The organism is Enterococcus sp. SMC-9, assembly GCF_021011285.1.
GTDB lineage: Bacteria > Bacillota > Bacilli > Lactobacillales > Enterococcaceae > Enterococcus_C > Enterococcus_C montenegrensis.
Window position 1 is genome coordinate 21,118 of record NZ_JAILYE010000009.1, and the last position, 19,860, is coordinate 40,977.

Annotated in this window: 21 protein-coding genes; all 21 read left to right on the top strand. The window is 38.4% G+C overall.

Going from position 1 to position 19,860, the window contains the following annotated elements:
* Nucleotides 1-16 precede the first annotated feature (16 nt).
* On the top strand, nucleotides 17-1,237 hold the full coding sequence (locus K4422_RS13025) for a phage portal protein (protein WP_230711474.1): 1,221 nt from the start codon (nucleotides 17-19) through the stop codon (nucleotides 1,235-1,237).
* Nucleotides 1,238-1,253: 16 nt separating this feature from the next.
* Nucleotides 1,254-1,949: a head maturation protease, ClpP-related gene (locus K4422_RS13030; RefSeq protein ID WP_230711475.1), complete on the top strand. Its 696-nt coding sequence runs from the start codon at nucleotides 1,254-1,256 to the stop codon at nucleotides 1,947-1,949.
* Nucleotides 1,946-3,139: a phage major capsid protein gene (locus tag K4422_RS13035; RefSeq protein ID WP_230711476.1), complete on the top strand. Its 1,194-nt coding sequence runs from the start codon at nucleotides 1,946-1,948 to the stop codon at nucleotides 3,137-3,139. Before K4422_RS13030 ends, K4422_RS13035 begins: the two co-directional genes overlap by 4 nt.
* A 13-nt stretch (nucleotides 3,140-3,152) precedes the next feature.
* On the top strand, nucleotides 3,153-3,506 hold the full coding sequence (locus K4422_RS13040) for a head-tail connector protein (protein ID WP_230711477.1): 354 nt from the start codon (nucleotides 3,153-3,155) through the stop codon (nucleotides 3,504-3,506).
* On the top strand, nucleotides 3,496-3,831 hold the full coding sequence (locus K4422_RS13045) for a phage head completion protein (RefSeq protein ID WP_230711478.1): 336 nt from the start codon (nucleotides 3,496-3,498) through the stop codon (nucleotides 3,829-3,831). Before K4422_RS13040 ends, K4422_RS13045 begins: the two co-directional genes overlap by 11 nt.
* The gene (locus tag K4422_RS13050) at nucleotides 3,831-4,193 is read left to right on the top strand and encodes an HK97-gp10 family putative phage morphogenesis protein (RefSeq protein ID WP_268991052.1); all 363 of its coding nucleotides are present in this window, start codon (nucleotides 3,831-3,833) and stop codon (nucleotides 4,191-4,193) included. Before K4422_RS13045 ends, K4422_RS13050 begins: the two co-directional genes overlap by 1 nt.
* Nucleotides 4,190-4,564, top strand: a complete 375-nt coding sequence (locus K4422_RS13055; protein WP_230711480.1) for a hypothetical protein — start codon at nucleotides 4,190-4,192, stop codon at nucleotides 4,562-4,564. Before K4422_RS13050 ends, K4422_RS13055 begins: the two co-directional genes overlap by 4 nt.
* Before the next feature lie 4 nt (nucleotides 4,565-4,568).
* The gene (locus K4422_RS13060) at nucleotides 4,569-5,153 is read left to right on the top strand and encodes a major tail protein (protein WP_230711481.1); all 585 of its coding nucleotides are present in this window, start codon (nucleotides 4,569-4,571) and stop codon (nucleotides 5,151-5,153) included.
* A gap of 116 nt (nucleotides 5,154-5,269) precedes the next feature.
* Complete coding sequence (locus K4422_RS13065; RefSeq protein WP_230711482.1) at nucleotides 5,270-5,443, top strand: hypothetical protein; 174 nt, start codon at nucleotides 5,270-5,272, stop codon at nucleotides 5,441-5,443.
* Between the two features lie 34 nt (nucleotides 5,444-5,477).
* On the top strand, nucleotides 5,478-5,822 hold the full coding sequence (gene gpG / locus K4422_RS13070) for a phage tail assembly chaperone G (protein ID WP_230711483.1): 345 nt from the start codon (nucleotides 5,478-5,480) through the stop codon (nucleotides 5,820-5,822).
* A 207-nt stretch (nucleotides 5,823-6,029) separates the two neighbouring features.
* The gene (locus K4422_RS13075) at nucleotides 6,030-10,178 is read left to right on the top strand and encodes a phage tail tape measure protein (protein ID WP_230711484.1); all 4,149 of its coding nucleotides are present in this window, start codon (nucleotides 6,030-6,032) and stop codon (nucleotides 10,176-10,178) included.
* Nucleotides 10,162-11,658 (top strand): distal tail protein Dit, encoded by a 1,497-nt coding sequence (locus K4422_RS13080; RefSeq protein ID WP_230711485.1) that lies wholly within the window; start codon nucleotides 10,162-10,164, stop codon nucleotides 11,656-11,658. The genes K4422_RS13075 and K4422_RS13080 overlap by 17 nt, the downstream gene beginning before the upstream one ends.
* A complete protein-coding gene (locus K4422_RS13085; protein ID WP_230711486.1) occupies nucleotides 11,655-15,056 on the top strand; it encodes a hypothetical protein in 3,402 nt (1,133 codons plus the stop codon). Before K4422_RS13080 ends, K4422_RS13085 begins: the two co-directional genes overlap by 4 nt.
* A gap of 10 nt (nucleotides 15,057-15,066) precedes the next feature.
* Complete coding sequence (locus K4422_RS13090; protein WP_230711487.1) at nucleotides 15,067-15,342, top strand: hypothetical protein; 276 nt, start codon at nucleotides 15,067-15,069, stop codon at nucleotides 15,340-15,342.
* Nucleotides 15,343-15,357: 15 nt separating this feature from the next.
* The gene (locus K4422_RS13095; protein WP_230711488.1) at nucleotides 15,358-15,498 is read left to right on the top strand and encodes a hypothetical protein; all 141 of its coding nucleotides are present in this window, start codon (nucleotides 15,358-15,360) and stop codon (nucleotides 15,496-15,498) included.
* 71 nt (nucleotides 15,499-15,569) lie between these two features.
* Complete coding sequence (locus K4422_RS13100) at nucleotides 15,570-15,866, top strand: hypothetical protein (protein WP_230711494.1); 297 nt, start codon at nucleotides 15,570-15,572, stop codon at nucleotides 15,864-15,866.
* A 2-nt stretch (nucleotides 15,867-15,868) separates the two neighbouring features.
* Nucleotides 15,869-16,084 carry a phage holin gene (locus tag K4422_RS13105; RefSeq protein ID WP_230711489.1) on the top strand — a complete coding sequence of 72 codons (216 nt, stop codon included), beginning with the start codon at nucleotides 15,869-15,871 and terminating at the stop codon, nucleotides 16,082-16,084.
* A gap of 1 nt (nucleotide 16,085) precedes the next feature.
* On the top strand, nucleotides 16,086-16,844 hold the full coding sequence (locus K4422_RS13110) for an N-acetylmuramoyl-L-alanine amidase (protein ID WP_442896734.1): 759 nt from the start codon (nucleotides 16,086-16,088) through the stop codon (nucleotides 16,842-16,844).
* Nucleotides 16,845-17,819: 975 nt separating this feature from the next.
* Nucleotides 17,820-17,987: a hypothetical protein gene (locus K4422_RS13115; protein WP_230711490.1), complete on the top strand. Its 168-nt coding sequence runs from the start codon at nucleotides 17,820-17,822 to the stop codon at nucleotides 17,985-17,987.
* Nucleotides 17,988-17,990: 3 nt separating this feature from the next.
* Entirely contained in the window at nucleotides 17,991-18,602 is a 612-nt protein-coding gene (locus tag K4422_RS13120) for a GNAT family N-acetyltransferase (protein ID WP_230711491.1), read from the top strand.
* Between the two features lie 233 nt (nucleotides 18,603-18,835).
* Nucleotides 18,836-19,543 carry a DNA-directed RNA polymerase subunit omega gene (locus K4422_RS13125; RefSeq protein ID WP_230711492.1) on the top strand — a complete coding sequence of 236 codons (708 nt, stop codon included), beginning with the start codon at nucleotides 18,836-18,838 and terminating at the stop codon, nucleotides 19,541-19,543.
* Nucleotides 19,544-19,860 lie beyond the last annotated feature (317 nt).

A 19,860-nucleotide genomic window follows, 5' to 3' on the forward strand; every position in this document is an offset into this window, starting at 1 on the left:
AGAAAGGTGTGGAAGAATGAGTATTTTAGACCGTTTGCGTTCTTTTGGACGAGCAAAGCCAAAAGCGAGCAAACAAGAATATTTTTTGAATGACCCAGGTTTAATTCCGTATTTAGTCGGAAAAGATGAAATTTCCGAAGGGATTTTTTCCGTAATTAGTCGAGTTTCTAATGTTTTTGCGTCTCTTCCTCTAAAAATGATAGATGTTACATTTGAACAACCGAATGACTGTCCGGCTTACAACTTACTAAATGAAGGACCTAGATATTTTACGAAGTTTGACTTTTTCCGAGATGTGGAAGTTTTGCGAAATTATCAAGGAAATGCATATGTACAGATTTTCCGGAATATCAATGGTGAAGTTGCCGATATGGCATTAGTAAAACCCGGCGCTTGTCATCCTGTAATTGATATGGACAGCGGAGAACTTTATTACCAAGTGACAGCAACCGATAAAGGTAACTATAAACAAGTCATTTATGTGCATTACATGGAAATGTTGCATTTTAAACAGCCGAGATTTGGCGGTTTAGAGGGCGCTGACCCAACCAAGATTTTAACGAACACACTCGGTTATGATCGTGAGGTCCGGAAAATCTCTCTTAATCAGCTAAAAGGGAGCAACGAAGGGCTGAAAGTTAAGTTTGCAGCTAACATGGATGAACCGTCTAAAAAAGCTGTCATTAAAAATATAGCTGACTTTTATCGCCAAAACGGCGGCTTGCTAGTAGAGGAAAACGGTATAGAAATTGAACGCCTCCAGCGAGAATTGGTGGATAGTAAACTTTTGGATACTGATAAAGTTTCTAGGTCACGCATTGCCATGGTGTATAACGTACCAGAGCACTTTATCGGTAGTGGCCAATCAAGTTATTCGTCACAAGAACAATTAAACATGGAGTTTTTAACTTATAATCTTGTGCCAACTGTCAATCAGTATGAATCAGAGCTTAACAAGAAGACGTTAACGACAGTCGAAAAACAAAAAGGCTATCGTTATAAATTTAATGTAGCAAGTTTGCTTAGGGCTGATACTCAAGCGAGAGGGCAGTTTTATCAGATTATGCGTCGAGGTGGCGCCTATTCTGCCAATGATGTCCGTCGCTTTGAGGATTTACAGCCAATTAAAAAACCGGGTATGGACGACTATCACATTTCCGGTGATTTGTATCCGATTGATATGGACCCAACATTGAGAAAAACAACCACGTCTAAGAGCGTAGCCGAAAACGGTTAGGCTTTTTTATTTTGCATTGAAAGGGGGTGGAAAAATGAAAAAAGTGACGTTAAGCGGTGATGTCGTGGATAACGATAGTGCCTGGCTCTATGACTGGTTTGGGATTAATTGTATCTCGCCAGGGAAAATTTCTGCCGCTCTTGCAGAAGCGGAAGGAGACGAAGTGGAATTAGACATCTCGTCTAACGGTGGAGACGTGTTGGCGGCAAGTGAAATCTATACAGCTATCCGTGCCTATCCCGGAAAAGTCTCCGGAAATGTGGTCAGTATCGCGGCAAGTGCCGCCAGTGTGATTGCTTGCGCTTGTGAACCGCTTAGAATCTCGCCGACAGCGCACATTATGATCCATAACGCATGGGTTTCTACGAGCGGAAACGCTGAAGACCTAAAAGCAGATGCCGAAATGCTGAACAGTGTGGATGAATCCATTGTCAATGCCTACGAGATTAAAACAGGGCTTGACCGAGGGAAACTCGCTGAATTGATGGCAAAAGATACTTGGTTAAACGCACAAACGGCTGTAGCAGAAGGGTTTGCAGATGAAATCATGTTTGCGGAAGAATCCGTAACGGTATTAAATGCTGCACAACCACTAATTCCGAAAAACGCAGTCAACAAGTTAAAAAACTTAATTCTAAAAGCGGAAACACCGCAAGAAGAAACGCTTCTACAAAAAAAACTGAAAGCCTTAAACGGAGGGAAAAACGAATGAATTTAGAACAACTAAAAAATGCATGGGTTGAGGCCGGAAGTAAAGTCTCTGACCTGAATGCACAACTTAATGCAGCGTTAGTAGACGATGCAAAAACCGAAGAAGATGTAGTCACTTTGCAAGCGCAAGTAAAAGCTGCACGAGCAAAACGCGACGGCTTGAAAGAACAAGTAGCCAATATGGAAGCCGAACAAGTCTTGAATGTCAAAAAAGAACCGTTGGACAAAAAAGACGAAGATTTGAAAAACAAGTTTATCAAGGACTTTAAAGCAATGGTCAACGGTGACCCTGCCATCATGGCGACTTTGACATCCGATACCGATGAATCTGGTAATGCTATTGGCTTGACTATTCCTGTAGATGTCCAAACGACTATCCGCACCTTGGTTCGCCAATTTGACTCTTTGCAAGAATATGTAAATGTCGAAAAAGTTACTACAGCTAGTGGTTCTCGCGTCTATGAAAAATGGTCTGACATTACACCATTAACAGCTTTAGATACCGAAGATGGTGAAATTCCAGCAAATGATGATCCAGCACTTTACTTGATTAAATACTTAATCAAACGCTATGCAGGTATTTCTACGGTGACAAATAGCTTGCTAAAAGACACTGCCGAAAACATTTTGACTTGGTTATCCAAATGGATTGCGAAAAAAGTCGTTGTTACTCGTAATACTAAAATTTTGGCAGCTATTGACGGTATCAAAGCAGCACAAAAGAAAGATGTTACTGATGTTGACGGCATTAAAGATATCGTAAACGTTCAACTTGATCCAGCTATTGAAGCCACCTCTATGTTTATTACAAACCAAGATGGCTACAATGTTTTGGATAAAGTAAAACGTTCTGATGGATCTTACTTGTTACAAAAAGATGTGACGTCCGCAACTGGATATACTTTCTTGGGCAAACCAATCAAAAAAATTGCTTCCCGTTTCTTGCCAAACAAAGGGGCTAAATTCCCACTTTATGTCGGTGATATGAAAGAAGCCGTTACGTTGTATGACCGAGAAAACATGAGCTTGTTGACTACTAACATTGGTGGCGGTGCGTTTGAAACAGATACTACCAAGGTTCGAGTAATTGACCGTTTCGATGTGCAATTGGTAGATGATGAAGCGTTAGTATTAGCTACATTTACAGCTATTGCCGACGAAACACCAGTAGAGCCACCAGTCGAAGGATAGGAGCTGATGCTCTATGATTCTTGATCCAAAAACGGATTTAGAAGAAATCAAAAACGCTCTAAAAATCGACACAAACGATGACGACCAAGAAGTGAAACGGTCTGTTATTGCCGCAATTGCATATGTCAAGGGGGCTATCGGTACTGATAAGCCCTCTTTTTATATGCAAGAAAACGAAACTATTGAGCTGATTAACCTGTCAATCCTGCAATTGGCTGACCATTATTACAAAGCGCGTTCTGCTACTGTGGAATCTTCCACGGCTAACGGAACCTTACGCGAATATGACTTGGGATTTACGAGCTTAATTCTGCAATTAAAAGCGAGTTACCTCTTATTTGAGGAGGTGCCAGTAGATGGCAATTAGCAGAACAGGGAAGTTGAATAAACGTCTTGAATTTCTGGTGAAGAAAAAAGTCGGAACCGGTCCTAATGGAACAGATAAGTTTGAGTATGTTCCTGAATTCAAGAGCTGGTTTGCTTATAAGCAAAAGTTAATCAATCAAATTGTGGAAGAAAACGGTGGGGTTTTAGAAGATACGCAGACGATTATTCTGCGACAACATCAAAAGAAACCGCCACAGCTTGATTGGCGAGTGCGAATTAATGGCGATGATTACGACATTGTGAAACTAAATCCGGACATTGAATCTGATGGGTTTTTGATTATTTTTATTAAGGCGGTGAAATGATGGAAGTCACTGTAGATTGGGGAGACCTAGAAAAAAACATCGCAAAATGTATTGCAGATGTGGAGGGGCCTGTCAGACGTAAGGCCGGCAAGACCGCTGGGCAGAATCTTGCTGAAAAATTAGAAGCAAATACACCGGTTGATAGTCACGGTTTGGAAATTTCTACCACGGTTGGCGCTGTTGATGAAAACGGCGAGGTGCTGGTGGGTTATGGCTCTGGCGCTTATTATCGGGCACATTTCCCAAACATGGGAACAGAATACCAAGCTGGTCAACACTTTGTTGAGAAGACCGCTGAAACCGAGTTAGAAAGTGTCATGCAAGACTATATGTCCGAGCTGAAATCGGGGTTAGGCCTATGACTCCTGTTGTCGATTTGAAAGCAACGATACTGCCGGAACTATTTCCCGATGCGCAAGTTTTTGCATATAGAATCCCAGAAAACTATCAAAAGCTAGAAACGCTACCGATTTTAAAAGTCGAAGGCGTGAATGAAATGAATGAAAGCTATGGCTCTGACCAATACGGCGCTAGATCGTATCGGGTCCAAGTCATGGCTTTTTTAGATATCGAAGAAACCGATATCGAAGAATTTAACGATGTATTGGACAGAGGACTGGAAGCAGAAGGCTATACGTTAGCTTATGCAGACGACCGTCCACATGACCAATACGAGAATGTGCAGGTAATCACGCGGCAATATAATACCGTGAAAATAAAAGAAAGAGGGTAAATATATGACTTTAGTAGGTTTTAAACGACTAACGATCGCAGTCTTAGATAAAGACGGCAAAGTAACTGCCGATAAAAAATGGGTAGTTGAAGGGAAAGCAAACAAAGGGGCTACTTCTACCGCTGAAATTACAGGTTTGAACAAAGAAGCAACAAAGGTATATGGTTCTGATATTGCATACTACATCTCTCAAAAAGGTACAGGCGATGTAACTGTCAATCTTGGTCTATTGGACTTGGAAGAAGAATGTAACGATGCGATTTTAGGCTATGAAGTAAAAAACAGCATTAGCTATGTGGGTGAAAATACAGAACCACCTACCACTGCTATTATGCTTGAATCAAAAGACTTGGATGGGACTACAGCGATGCTTGGTTTCTTTAAAGGCAAATTTTCTCGGGAATCCATCAACTTAAATACATTAAATGGTGATGCGTTTGAACCGGAAGCTGAATCTTATGTATTTGCGGCTATGTCCGATGATAAAGATGGTGATTCTAACGGACAAACGATGGGTAAATATATCGGTAGTGAAACCGAAATTATTAAAGCGTTAACTGATCAAGTGTTTCCAACAGCGGGGGAGTAACAATCCCCGTAACTGGTGTCACATTAACACCAGAAACGTATAGTGCAGTTGCGGGGGCTGCAGGCGATAAATTATTTGCAACGGCAATAACTCCGGCTAATGCAACTGATAAAAAAGTGACGTATGCTATTTCACCAATTACAAACGGGTTGAGTGTTGACCAATTAGGTAAGGCGTTGTGGAATGAATCGGTTCCTGCCGGGGTGTATACAATTACAGCAAAAACAAATGACGGTAATTTTACAGGAACAACCACGATAACATTGACAGAACCGGAGACTGGGGAATAACCCTAGTCTCTTTTTATTTTAAGGAGGAACAGAAATGACGGAAATTAGATTGGACTTAATGGTTGAAGGTAAAAAACGTACTTATACACAGGATTTCGTTCCATACAGAAAGGCTTTAGACTATTCTGAGGGTGAAGCAAAGCTGTGGAAGAAACAAGGAAATGAAACTGTTGAACCGTCAGCTATTGACTTGGCTAAATATCGCGCGGATTTCGTCGCTGGTCTTTTTGAAGGTCAAGATTTAACAGGCGATATGATCATCGACGGTATCGATTCCGAAAACAAAGACTTAATCATGGATATTGTGCTGTATCGCGTTTTGGGTTACGAAAAACTCGCAGAAGATGAGGTGGAGCCTGACCCAAAAGCGAAAATTTAGATTGGTCTGAATTACATGAGCTGCAGCTCGGATTAATTAAGAAAGCCATTGCTGCTTTCCCAGGTTGGACAATCAATGATGTGCTAGACACTGATACTTTATATCTTCAAAAAATACTTTTTAACACGGAAAAAGAACAACCAAAACAAGAAAAGGCAGTCCCGTTAGCGGACTTCATAAGACAAATTTAGGAAAGGAGGTAAATGTATGGTACAAAACGGCAGACCGCTAGGTAATATGGTCATTAAACTTGGTTTGGATTCTTCCGCTTTTTCTGATTCTTTGACCGGTGCTGCTCGTGCGACAAAGACAGCAGTAAAAGAAATGCAAGCTGGGTTTAAAATAGCAGATGCTGGCGGTAATAAAATAAAAGCACTTGCGGCAAAACAAGATGGCCTAACCAAGGTAATTCAAGCGCAGAAAAATGAATTGAAATATCTTGGAGACGCCTACAAAAAGACTTTAGATGAACAAGGGAACGCAACTTCTAAAACAGCCAAAGCTGCTCAAAAGTACAATGAAGCGCAAGCAAAATTAGCTAGTTATGAAGCACAGTTAAAAACGACTACTGCGCAAATGGCTAGAATGCGCGTAGAAACCGAAGGGTTGACGGGCTGGCTTAATAAAAAAGGGGACCAGTGGATCGAATCCGGTAAGAAAATAACTAAATTCGGAGATGGCGTGCAAAAAGTTGGGTCAACGATGACCAAAGCATTGACAGTACCACTGGCTACTGGATTTACATTAGCTACCAAAAAAGCTGCTGATTTTCAAACGCAGATTGGCGAAATTGGACCATTACTAACAAATGGTGGCGCGATAACAGAAAAATATCGACAACAATTAGATCAGATGTCTGACAGCTCAAAAAAATGGGCGAAACAGTACGGGATATCCACAACTGAAATTAACAACGGTTTAGCAGAAGTGGTGCGTAAAGGTTATGACGCTAACCAAACAATGGGTGTTATGCCATCTATTCTAGATGCAACCAAGGCTTCCGGTGAAGATTTCAACGATGTTATGAATGTTACCACCGAAGTTATTAGTCAGTTTGGCTTAAAGGGAAAAACTTATAATGAAACATTAACAAATGCAGCGCGCGTGACAGATTCGTTGACTTATGTCGCTAATGCAACATCGGCTGGATTTTCTGATTTAGGGCTTGCTATGGGATATGTCGGACCTGTCGCTAACAGTCTGGGCATGGATGTTGAAGAAACTGCATCTGCGGTCGGTTTGCTTAGTGATGCTGGTTTGGGCGGAGAAAAAGCTGGAACAGCACTACGCGGAGCGTTAACGCGCTTGCTAAAACCGTCTAAACAAAATGCTGAAGGATTCGAGCGATTAGGAATTTCTGTCAAAGATTTTAAAGACGGAACACTAACTTTGCCGGATATGCTTGATAAAATTAAGACGAATACTTCGGGTTGGACAGACGCCCAACGAACAGCGGCTATTGCATTAGCATTTGGTACGGAATCTCAATCTGCAATGAACGTCCTGGTAAATCAAGGCGGAGATGCCTTGCGTGGATTAACAAAAGATACAAAAAATGCTAGCGGAGCTACAAAAGATATTGCAAAATCTATGAACGATTTACCTGCTAACAAAGCAGCTCGTTTTAAAGAGTCATTGAACGTTTTAGCGATTACCGTAGGCGAAAAGCTACTTCCAGTTGTAACTCCGTGGATAGAAAAAGCCACAGATATGGTCAATAAATTTTCTGAGTTAGATGATGCAACGCAACAAAATATTATAAAATGGGGCGCGCTAGCTATGGCAGCAGGACCTACTTTAAAAATTATTGGCTCTGGAATTTCGATTTTTGGTAAAGCTAAAACTGGAGTGGGCTTGTTGTCCAAAGGTTTAGTAGAGTTAGCTGCTAAATCCGCTGAAAAAAAAGCATTAACAGGATTAGCTATGAATGTAACCAAGGTAGGTACTGCTGCTAGCACGGCAGCTGGAGTAGGTGGATCCAGTGGTGGAATAGCTGCTTTAACCGCAGGGTTATCGGGTGTTGCTGTTCCAGCTGCTATCGCTGTAGGCGGTATAGCGGCTGTAGGGGTTGCGTTGTATGCAGCAAACAAAGCATATGAATCAAATCAGTTGGCTGGCGCTCGTTGGGGTACGAAAGTTACGAAAGAACAGGATAAAGTAATTAAAAAAGCCTACGAGCTTAACGAAAAAGCCTCCACGTACGTTAACGAATATGCGGATGGTATTGTCGGTTCTGCAGAAAAAGCCAAGAAAGCCAATCAAGAAATTGTCGAATCTATTCAAAAGGTCTTGGATAAAGAATTAGAACGCAAGAAAAAAGCAGCTGAAAATATCACAGATAGTGCCGAAAAGAAAAAAGCTGAAAACTATATTAAATGGCAAGAAACTGTTAATAAAGCAGAAGTTGAACAAGCTAAAAAGAAAGTTGATGCAATTAATCAGGTATTAACCAATGCGTCAAAAAATAACCGGAACCTATCAAATGAAGAACGTCAATTTATTGCAAACAATTATAAGCTGTTAAGTCAGGATCAGTTAAAAGCTGCTGGATTTAGTAAAAAACAACGTTTAGCAATTGAGACAGCATATCAAGCTGATTTATCGAAATTACAATATAAAGATTTATCCAAGCGTCAGCAAACGTTACAAAATGCCTTAAAAGACGAAAAATCAGCCTATGAAAAACAAGTAGAAAGCCTAAAAACAATTTACGCTAAAAATCCACAAGCACTAAAAGCTTCAATGGATAAATTGAATAAAGAGTACAAGCAATCTACTGACACATTAGTAACAGGCTTAGCAAAAGTATTTCAAGCACAAGGTAAAGATATTTCTCAGCTTTCGGAAGTGTGGAAAGCGTATGGCTATACCACGGATGAGGTGCTGTCACTAGTAAACACATCTGTTAAAGCTTCTTCCGAAAACTTAGATTTACTTGCTAAAGGCACTAGTGAAGCTGATATGGCGTGGAACGCTTTAGCGTTAGATCCAAAGACTGGCGAAGTTAAAACGAATATGGCTGAAACTCTAGTTGATATGGCAAAAACAGATGAAGGTTGGCAGCAACTGAAATTTATGTTGAAGAATGCCGATATCGAATCTAATGCAAAAGAAGAAGTTGCTGTGGCCATGGGCTTGGCTGGTAAATGGAACACAATGTATATGACTGACAAACTTTTAACGGTTAATGGTGACGAAGCAAAAGTAGCATTATACGATACAATCGATGAGTTAAAAGCTTGGAATGAATATAAAACCGATAGGAAAGTTTTAGGTGCGGACAACGCCGATGTTATTTGGAAATTAATAGATTCTGAAGAGAAATTGAATGTTTGGAATACGATACCATCGTCAGACAAGAAATTACTTGCTGACAACACTGATTTCCTTTCAAAATTAATTAAGTCCGAAGAGGCGTTAAATCAATGGAAATCATTGCCGGATTCACAAAAGAAAATACTTGCTGATAACACTGATTTATTAGACAAGGTATTCTCATCAACGGAATCTTTCAAAGCGTGGGGTGAATTACCAGAACCAGTAAAAAACATGCTTGGGAACAATAAGGACATTTTAGCAAAAGTAAAAGACGGAACTATATCTGTTGAAACATACAATAAAAATGTTATACCTGCTTTGAAAATTTTATTTGGAGATGGAAAAGATCTACAGAACGCAATATCAGGAGCTACTAGTTCAATAAATCGATATAACAATAATGTTTTTCCTAATGATAAAACTGCTGTTGGTCATGACCGAGCATCAGGAGCGGCAAATGACGCTTATAATGCATTTCGTAATTTTATGAACAATATCCCTGACACAGTTACCAAAACTGCGAAAGTTAATTTCATTGGACCGTCACAATATGAAAAAGGAACGAATTACCATTTGGGAGGCCCGGCGATTGTAAATGACCAGAAAGGTCTAACTTACAAGGAGTTGGTATTGCCAAAAGGGGGTATCCCGTTTATTCCTGAAGGGCGAGATGTCTTCCTTCCGAACTTACCAAAAGGCTCTAAAATTATTCCAGCTCGTCAAACTAAAAAATTAGTGCCGCATTATAAAGACGGTGTAGGTGTTCCTAAGAACTCTACATTGGTACGGAACTTAGAAAATATTCGTACTCAAAATAGTTCATCAAAAACCGAGATAAACATTGATCAAGAGAATTATTCGGAACAGCTTAACCAAATTATCAAATTAATGGGACGATTTAGTTCCGATTTGAAAAATATGAAATTCATTATTGATCATAAAGTGTTAGGGGTAGCTGTAACTGATTTTCAAAACGCTGAAGCGAAAAGAAAAGAAATTTTAAAAAAAGGGAGGGCAAGTAATGTCTGGAAAATTTAAAGTTATATTTGATGGGCATGATTTGACAGAACTTTTTGCGGTTACTTCTTTGATACGTGATGGAGGCCTTAACAGAACTAATACCACAATTTCACGAAAAAATATGTCTGGTGTTACGTGGATCGGCACAGAATCCACTCTTAGTATCATTCCAATGGATTTTTACATGTATGGAGATATAATCTATAAACGTCGAAAGTTAAGTGAATATTTATCTGTTAATAAACCGAGTAAGCTTGTTTTTAACGACGAACCCGATAAATACTATTTAGCAATACCTTCAGATAAACTTGATTTTGATGATGAGAGAATTGAAGCAAGAGGACAAATCAAATGGGAGATTCCAGATGGCGTCGCTTATTCCGTTGACGAACTAAATTTTGATAATACTCAAAACCCTAATTTAATTGAAATTAACAATCCCGGAACCGAATCAATTGATTTAGACTTAGAAGCCACATTCACCACTGATTGTGGCTTCTTAGGTATCCAAAGTGACGATGGGAATACAAGTGCCCTATTTGGTTCTGTTGAGGAAGTTGACGGCTATCACTATGACACTACTGTTAAACTATTTGACGATCATTTTAATCAAGATCGCGGGTGGTCGTTGAATAATGGGATAACACCACCAGTAACTGCTATTCGAGATCAAGTGGGAACTGTTAGTTATCAAGTTGACCCCTGGCAACCTGAACCAATTGATCCAAACGAGGGCTATGTTAAACCAACTAATTATGGTACAGGTACTTCGTGGCACGGGCCTTCTATCACAAAAAATGTTCCCGCAGATAAGAATGGCGAATTTCCAGTAAATTGGAAAGCTGAATACCGTGCAGATTTTAATACTGACGGGAAGCCAGAACACAGTCGCCAAGTCGGGCATAATTCAGTGACGTTTAGTGATGCAAACGGAAATGTGATAGCTGCTATCGTATTAGAAGATAATAATCCAGCAAAAGAACGTTCCGATTTAGTTTTTTACGTGGAAGGAAAGCGTGTTTGGCATCAAATGGATACGCAAAACTTCTACGTCAATATGCGTGATGGAAAGTATGCGTTTGTTGTCGAAAAAATAGGAGCGCAGATTACATTTCGAGCAGCCTTTTTTAATGTGACAAAAACATTTAAATTATCAAACCCTGATGTTGCATTGCGTGAAGTTACTTGGTTCGCTGCTGCGTACAAAGACTATCCACCAATGACGAATAATCTACTACGAGCATTAAATGTTCGGAAGCACAATGTTGATAACTGGCAAGATATTCCCAATAAATTTGGTTCTGGCGACAGTTTGAAATATGGGGCAAATGGGAAAAATATCTACTGCACATTAAATGATTTCCAATGGTTACAATTTCGAGACCCTGGTAGTACGTTAATTACAGTTCCTCCAGGTAAAAGTAATTTATTTATTGCGTTCAGTGATTTTTCTGATCCACCATTAGTTAAATTAGTTGGGAGGGCTGCTTACGTATGATTTTCACATTGACAAATCGAGACTATGAAGCGCTGGATGCCTATCAGACAGATGATTATTTAATTGGTCAATATATTGGATCCATAATCGAAACGCTGGATATTAATATTGCTGTCAAAAGTGCAAAGGCTGAACTTTGGACTGAAGGTAACTACATTATGTGTGTCGATAAAAGTGGTAGAGGTCGTTGGTTTACGATTTCGGAGGTAAAAGATTCATTGGATGGTGACGACAAATCGCTATCTGCTTATTCTGGCACCATTGATATTCTTGCCGAAGAATACCCCCCCTTTGGAGCACCGGAAGCGAAGCCATTTGAATGGTATTTTAATAAGATTTTTTATGATACGGGAATTGTTTTAGGAATTAACGAGATTGATAATTTAACGCGTAAATTAGAATTTGAATCACAGAATGCGACAAATGCCGAAATGCTTCAATTTGTATTGAACGCTTTCGATAGTGCAGAGGCACAGTTAGAAGTTGTGTTTGATGGTGTAGCACCGCAAAAATTAATACTCAATGTGTTTAAGCGTCTGGGGCATGAAGAGCCACAGACGCTTTTGTCTGATGAAGATGACTCGCTTACAGAGCTTGATCGAACACGCTCCATCACAGATTTAGGTACCAGTTTGTTACCAACAGCTCAAGGCGAAGGTGAAAACAACACGATTACCTTGAAAGGAAAGTATTTTGAAGAAAAAGACGCTGACGAAAATCTGCTATATTATTCGCCGAAAGATGAGCCGAATATCTTATCTGTTGTTGGTCGTAACAATTACTTTGTAAAATTACCTGGGAAAGCTGATGGCGAATTAGATGGCTATATTAATCGAAATTATTCGTCACAAGCTAAAACGCAAGACGCCCTTTGGACAGAAGGGCTAGCACAGCTTAAAAAAATAGACCATGCAATTGTGGAATATGCCGCAAAAGGAAATATTGATTGCACGATTGGTGATAATATTCAAATTGTGTCACATCGAATGAAGCCACCAGTTATGGTGGGTGCTCGTGTTGTTGAGTATAAATTCAACGATGACGACAAAGAACGAAATGAATATAAATTTAGTAACTATGTTGAACTTGAATCACATATGAACGAGTTAGATAGAATCGTTGCAGAATTGAAAGAGTACGCACAGCAAGTAGCGAGAACTTACATTTTTTCAATTTTGAATGTTGGTTCTCCCATGTTTAAAAATGGTGAAGGTGAAGTAACATTTACTGCTAAAATCGAGAAAAACAATCAAGATTTTACAGATGAATTTACCAAGTTTAACTGGATCAAACAGAAAAAAGATGGCTCGCTGGATACTACATGGAATGAAGCGCACAAGAATTTTGGGAAAACGTTAACTGTTAAACCGGAAGATTTTGAAGATACAGCTACATTCAGCTACGAAACATTGCAAGAAGGTTTATCTATCGGTGGTGCTTCTGGTGTTGTGACGAAAGTTTATGATGGCAAAAAAGGAGATAAAGGAGACCCTGGTAATCAAGGTATTCCTGGACCAATTGGGCCAGATGGAAAAACACCGTATACCCATTATACTTACGCTTGGTCAACTGACGGTACGGATAGATTCACGGATACGTATCCTGCAGAAAATTTACTGAAAAATAGTAATAACTTTGAAAGAAATTGGAGTTATAGCAATATTTCCGATACTAGTAATGTTGAGGGATATAATGGCTTACGTGGTATAAAGCTAAACTATCTTTCCAATACTTGGAATGGAATATATCAGCACTATCCAATAAAAGCTGGGGATACTCTTACGTATAGTTTCTATGCAAAAACAACTGGACGTATCTATTTCAATATTGGCGGTGGCGCGAGAGTAATAAATGAAATAGGTACAGGAGACTGGAAGTATTATTCTGTTACTGGGACCTATAACACAGATGAAACTAAAGCTTTTGGAGTATATTTACACTCGCTAAACCCAACTGATGGTTTAATTTTCTCAGCACCTAAGCTTGAATACAGAGATAAGTCAACAATGTATACACCTGCTCCAACAGATGACTTTGAAAATGCCTATCCAACCTATAGTGGCACTTACACGGACTACACAGCGCAAGACAGTCAAAATCCTGCTGATTATACGTGGACACGTATCTTAGGTGAAAGTGGACAGGATGGTAAAGATGGTGTTGGCGTTGCTTCCACTGCAATTACTTACCAAGCGTCAACAAGCGGAACTACAGCGCCAACTGGTACTTGGTCAACAACAATTCCTGAAGTTCCAGCTGGTCAATTTTTATGGACAAAAACAGTCACAACTTACACAAATAATACCAACTCAACTGCCTATACAGTCGCAAAAATGGGTTCAGATGGCAAACCCGGTAGTAATGGCGTAAGCGTATCTTCCGTAGTTGAAGAATACTATGTTTCTACGTCTCCGACGTCACAAGCAGGTGGTAGCTGGTCAACGACTGTGCCTAACAACGCTGACCCTAACAAGTACATTTGGCGCAGACTTAAAACCACAATGTCTAACGGAACAGTGACCTACACTAACCCTGCGTTAATACAAGGCATGACAGGTATCTATCCGTACATTGGGCCGACACAACCAGCTAACCCCAAAGAAGGGCAACAGTGGTGGAAGTCAGACGCGAGCGGGAATGTTACCAATTTTTACGTTTATAAGTCTGGTTCGTGGCAAGGTCAAACTATTCAGCAGTCAGTGCTAAATATCATTGCTTTAAATGCCGTGACAATTACTGGTTCAACTATCACAGGTACAGATATGTATGGTTCGAACTTTATCACAACGTTTACAGATGTACCCGTTCCATTTGCTGGAACTAGTAAAATGTCTGGGAGTGCAACCTTATCAAATGGTGAGTTAACTATTGCCGGTACAGTTGACAACACATTTCCATTTATGACGCGATACACTGGTACTGGCTATACACTGACAACATATACAGACAGCAGTAAGACCACTATTCGGAATATTTTAGCTGCCAATTATGATAACATTGTTATGCGTGACAACACTAAAAATTTTGGTGGCATTATACAGGCTTCTATGTTGTCCAATACGCCTTGGATCAATTTGAATTTAAGAACTGGATATGCAATATCCGAAAATAACAGGCCACAATATCGGGTAACTTACAATCTTGATGGTACCCAACATTTGAGTTTTAGAGGACAGTTCAAGAAATCTGACAATAGTAAGATGGTTGCTGGTAGCGATCAACACCCATTTGATGTACCTTCGAGTTTAGCGCCAGCGACAACAATTATGTCTTATGGTGGAGCAAGCACTGGTACTGGGTCGAGACCATATGTTACTTCGGGTGGTTATTTTGGCACAATTATTGGTAGCTCTGCAACTGATTATGTTGATATTTCGATGGTAACTTACGACATATAGGGGGAGAAAAATGATTATTTATTTGCCAAGAAGTGAATTTAAAGACGATAAGTGGTATGACATTTTTGAAGTACCCGACGACATTCCTTTGTCGCCAGATTGGGTGATTGTGCCACCGCCAGAAGAATATAAATATCCAAAGTTTGATTATATTGATATGCAGTGGCACGAAGATAAAGACAAAGTGCTAGCAGAACTGGCAACAGAAAACAAAACTTTGAAAGCTCGCTTGGAGATGTCCGAGGGAGCTATTTTAGATTTAGCGGAAATGCTTGTAAGCAGATAGAGAGGAGCGAAGAGGATGTACTCAAATTTAGAAATGTTATTTGCAACCCATATTTTAGAAGGTAAGCGAGAGATTGAAGATGTACCATCAATGTTACGTTCAAATGTTCAGGAAATTGTGGATAATGCAAAAAAGCCAGAAGAAACAGAGCAATAAAATATTTGGTAATTGGGACAATCGGTTTTATCGCCGGTTGTCTTTTATTTTGAAGCAAAGAGGGAATGCAAATGGTAAACGTAGGTGAATTAGCAACATGGGCGGGGTGGATTTCTTCTATATTGGCGTTAATTCTGTTGGTAATTAGACCAGTAATGAGTAGTTTTACTAAAATTACCGAGAATTTAACGAAGATTAGTCATAACTTAGATTTGATTAACAAAGATTTGGAATCGTCTAAAAATGACCGCCAATCTATCCATGATGAGCTAAAAGCACACGATCAACGATTAGACAATCACAGTGAGCGCTTAGTAGAGCACAGTGAACAAATCAAGACACTTTTTAATAGTAAAGGAGAGAAATAGTTATGCCAAAATTTAAATTAACAGATGAACAGTATGCAATTTTGAAATGGGCGGTATCTATTGTGATGCCAGCTTTGGGCGTATTTATTGGTGTGGTAGGTAAAACCATTGGTTGGGAACTAACTGATTCAGTGTTAACGATTTGGACCGCTTTTACTGCATTGATGGGTACTTGTATGGGAGTTTCAAGCTACCATTACAACAAGGAGGATAAATAATATGTCATATACATTTAATCGAGAGTTTGCTTTGGCAGCGAATGAAGGTTCTAGTCAAAAAGCACAAAATTTATATGTAATTGCTCATGAAACTGCAAATCCTACCGCTACTGGGCGCAACGAAGCGACATTTATGAAGCGAAATTGGCGAAACGCATATACGCAATTTATTATTGGTGATGGTGGAATTATCTATTTAATTGGGGAACCTGGCTATGTTGCTTACGGTGCGTTGTCCGCTAATCCGTATTCGCCAGTTCAAATTGAATTGCAACATACGAAAGATAAAACGATGTTTCGAAAGAATTATGCTGCTTATATCTGGCTAATCCGTTGGGCTTGCGACAAATATAATATTCCTAAAACGCTCGATGCGGGGAAAGCGGGTACAAAAGGAGTTAAATCTCACAAGTGGGTATCAGATAATATTGAAGGTGACCACCAAGACCCTTATAGCTATTTAGCTAGTATGGGAATTTCTAAAGCGCAATTTGCAAAAGATATTGAAAAGGGAATGGAGGTAACTACCACTATGGCTAAATACGCAACAGAACCTGGAACTTATGAGGTAATCAAAGTTGGATCAGCTGGATATGAATATCTTTTTGATGATGTTGGTCGTAAGTCAAAACGACGAGTTCGGCTTGCGAAAGGTAGCAGAATCTATTTTAGAGAATTACCAAAATACGGTAGCATTCGTGTGGCCAAAACAGCAGTAGGATTTATGACAGCTAATTTAGAATATGTAAAGAAAGTTTAATTAGTAAATCCCCGACTTCTTAATTGAGGTCGGGGTTATTTTTGAATTGTAATTGATAAAAGTTCTCAATTGCGTTATCATGACTGTGAAATCTTTGATTATAACAAGGTGGGAGATATGCAAAATATTGTTATCGTAGCTCTTTCTGTTATTCCTGTAAGTATATTTTTTTATTTTCTAAATAAAGATTTAAAGTTTCTGAAAAATAAGTTTTAGTATATGCTTTATTTACTGACAAAAATCAACACCATATTTTTTCTCCTTTTTTGGGAATCTGCCACCTTCTGACGAGGGTGGTATTTTTTTATGAAAACCAAAAAATAAGGAAAATAATACCAAGGACAAGTGCAAAAAGTAAAATGTATAAGATAAATGACAATAGGCTATCAAAGAAATTTTTCATCACGGTTCACCTCAAGTGTATTATACCACGTACACTTAGCTCAGTTGGTTAGAACAGACGGTTCATAACTATCAAGCTGTAGGTTCAAGTCCCGCAGGGTACATAGGTTATTGTTATTTAACTTTTCGTTAATAACATGTTTATATATGGAATATAAGAGATTATTAGCTAATTATTGCTTGTTATATAATTAGTTTTTCGTTTTATTATTACTCATTCAAAGGTTTTGGTTGCTTAATTTATTAGCTGATGTTATATTATCTCTGAGGATAAAAGAGCTCTCATTCCTCGTCTTGTCTAGCTTAAGGCTCAATAGAGTCAAAGCGAGAAGAGTGCACTCACGCACCCCAGCAGGCGGGTTAGCCTAGCGTTGGTCTGCATGGGACGGTAACCATGCTTTGCACTCTCTTTTTTTTGCACTTTTTTAGGAGGGTACATAAAGGGTTCAGACGAATATTTTGTTTAATTAAAAAAAGCCAAATTGCATTACAAAATATTGTAATATGTGCTACACTCCACCTATAGGGGTAATCAGCATACTATATTTATATTACGTAGAAAAGAGTGATTTTATGGCTACTAAAAGTTTTACTGAAGATTATTCGTTCAATGTCAAGAGTGCTAATGCGTTAATTAATGCTTTAAACAATAACAAATCTCCAAAAAAACAAGTAGTTGCTAATGTCGCAAGTATAAAAGATAAAAACAAGATAAAAGAAATCTTTTTTGGAGAAAAGTAATTAATGGCTATTCAAATAATTCGTTTGAGCGACCTCATAGAGGCTTCGCCAAGTATTGATGAAGTGAACAAAATTTTATTAAGTTTTAAATCAATTCCACATCCTCTTACTGGTGAAGTGAATGATGTGGAATTTTTCTTGCACGAAAAAGCTATAAGTTTTGAAAAAATGGCTTTGTCAACAACGTATCTGTTATTTAGTCCATGTAATGGAAAGAATATTTTAGTTGGTTATTTTTCTTTGGCAAATAAGCCGCTTACAATGAGTAAGAAAAATTATAATAATTTAAATAACAGACAACAGAGGGCCTTATGTCAAAATGGATCTAAGACTGAATCGGGTGGCTATAGAGTGAATAGCTACTTAATAGGTCAGGTAGGCAAAAATTATTCCGAGCATGCAAGTAGAATCAGAGCAATCAATGGCACACAAATACTAACTTTAGCTTATGATATGGTGCTTAAAGCAAAAGAGCTTATCAACGCAAGATACGTTTGGATCGAATGCGAGAATACACCAAAATTAAGAAATTTCTACAGTGACTTTGGTTTTGAGGTTATTGAAAATTATGAAACTAACAGTGGGTTAGTTGTGATGGTAATGAAACTAAAATGATAATTTAGACCCTAGCGAGAGCTAAGGTCTTTTTTAATGGTCATCTGCTCACACTTATATAGTATTTTTTACGGTATCGGTTACTGATTTTTTAAACACAACTTTTTTGTAATATGTAGGCCTACATTAAAATTTCATTATAAATAAACATTGCTATTGAAAAATAATAGATAAAACTTTATTATATAAAAGCTGCTATGTCGCTTTTATATATGTAAGGAGAAAATTGAATAATGAAAAAGAAAAAATATGTAATCGGAACACTCATCGTTGTACTAGCATTTTTTGGTTTAGCTGGTAAAAATTATGCAGATAGCATTTTAAAATGGGGTGGGGAAGAAAATATTTCTACCATCAATAGTAACTTAGACAAGTTGAGTAACTCACTATCAGTCAAGGAACAGAAAATCGCACAATTATCCAATGAATCAACTAGTACACAGAATCGATTAAATCAGTTTCAAAAAGATATTGACGGTTATCGGCAACAGTTAGAGAATTTAAAAAATGAAAATAATCAACTAGCTGGAGAAAAAACTAATTTAGAATCTCAATTAAATAGTAAAAATGGAGAGTTACAATCTAAGCAGCAAGAAATTCAAGCAAAACAACAAGAAATAGCTGATAAATTAAAAGAAATTGACCAAAAAAACCAAGAGATCAATCAGAAAAATCAAGAGTGGAATTCTAAACTACAAGAAGCATTAAATCAAGCGAATGATCTGCGAAATACCGTTGATTCACTAAATAACCAAATCAACACATTAAACAGTGAAAAAAATTCTTTACAAGCAGAGCTCGATTCTACTAAACAGCAGTTAGCAAATGCAACTAAAGAAAATTCTGATTTAAAATCTTATATTGATAAATTAAACAAAGCTAACAAAGATGTAAAAGACACAGCTAACAAGTCCCAACAATTAGTCGACCAACATAAATAAATTAAAAAAAGGCCTCTAGCCCACGCTAAGGTCTTTTTTAAAATAAAAAAACCTACCCCAAAAAGGAGTAGGCACATGGCCAAGGTTAGAAAAAAGGAGTCCACTACGGGATTGGCCACATACTTAGTTTAACATGGTTTTTGATAAAGTGATATTAGAATTCTTGTTTTTAAAAGGATATGGTTTTTTTGTCATTAATCAGTATATCTTTTGCAATATTTGAAATAACAATATACTATAATGCTGTTAGCAACAATATACTCCATAAAAAGAGTAGCACACTTAGTCAGCTTGGGGAAGATTTCTAGGTGAAGTGC

Coding starts and splice junctions, on each gene's coding strand:
- K4422_RS13025 (WP_230711474.1), top strand. CDS start 17: ATGAGTATTTTAGACCGTTTGCGTTCTTTTGGACGAGCAAAGCCAAAA.
- K4422_RS13035 (WP_230711476.1), top strand. CDS start 1,946: ATGAATTTAGAACAACTAAAAAATGCATGGGTTGAGGCCGGAAGTAAA.
- K4422_RS13040 (WP_230711477.1), top strand. CDS start 3,153: ATGATTCTTGATCCAAAAACGGATTTAGAAGAAATCAAAAACGCTCTA.
- K4422_RS13045 (WP_230711478.1), top strand. CDS start 3,496: ATGGCAATTAGCAGAACAGGGAAGTTGAATAAACGTCTTGAATTTCTG.
- K4422_RS13050 (WP_268991052.1), top strand. CDS start 3,831: ATGGAAGTCACTGTAGATTGGGGAGACCTAGAAAAAAACATCGCAAAA.
- K4422_RS13055 (WP_230711480.1), top strand. CDS start 4,190: ATGACTCCTGTTGTCGATTTGAAAGCAACGATACTGCCGGAACTATTT.
- K4422_RS13060 (WP_230711481.1), top strand. CDS start 4,569: ATGACTTTAGTAGGTTTTAAACGACTAACGATCGCAGTCTTAGATAAA.
- gpG (WP_230711483.1), top strand. CDS start 5,478: ATGACGGAAATTAGATTGGACTTAATGGTTGAAGGTAAAAAACGTACT.
- K4422_RS13075 (WP_230711484.1), top strand. CDS start 6,030: ATGGTACAAAACGGCAGACCGCTAGGTAATATGGTCATTAAACTTGGT.
- K4422_RS13080 (WP_230711485.1), top strand. CDS start 10,162: ATGTCTGGAAAATTTAAAGTTATATTTGATGGGCATGATTTGACAGAA.
- K4422_RS13085 (WP_230711486.1), top strand. CDS start 11,655: ATGATTTTCACATTGACAAATCGAGACTATGAAGCGCTGGATGCCTAT.
- K4422_RS13090 (WP_230711487.1), top strand. CDS start 15,067: ATGATTATTTATTTGCCAAGAAGTGAATTTAAAGACGATAAGTGGTAT.
- K4422_RS13095 (WP_230711488.1), top strand. CDS start 15,358: ATGTACTCAAATTTAGAAATGTTATTTGCAACCCATATTTTAGAAGGT.
- K4422_RS13100 (WP_230711494.1), top strand. CDS start 15,570: ATGGTAAACGTAGGTGAATTAGCAACATGGGCGGGGTGGATTTCTTCT.
- K4422_RS13105 (WP_230711489.1), top strand. CDS start 15,869: ATGCCAAAATTTAAATTAACAGATGAACAGTATGCAATTTTGAAATGG.
- K4422_RS13110 (WP_442896734.1), top strand. CDS start 16,086: ATGTCATATACATTTAATCGAGAGTTTGCTTTGGCAGCGAATGAAGGT.
- K4422_RS13115 (WP_230711490.1), top strand. CDS start 17,820: ATGGCTACTAAAAGTTTTACTGAAGATTATTCGTTCAATGTCAAGAGT.
- K4422_RS13120 (WP_230711491.1), top strand. CDS start 17,991: ATGGCTATTCAAATAATTCGTTTGAGCGACCTCATAGAGGCTTCGCCA.
- K4422_RS13125 (WP_230711492.1), top strand. CDS start 18,836: ATGAAAAAGAAAAAATATGTAATCGGAACACTCATCGTTGTACTAGCA.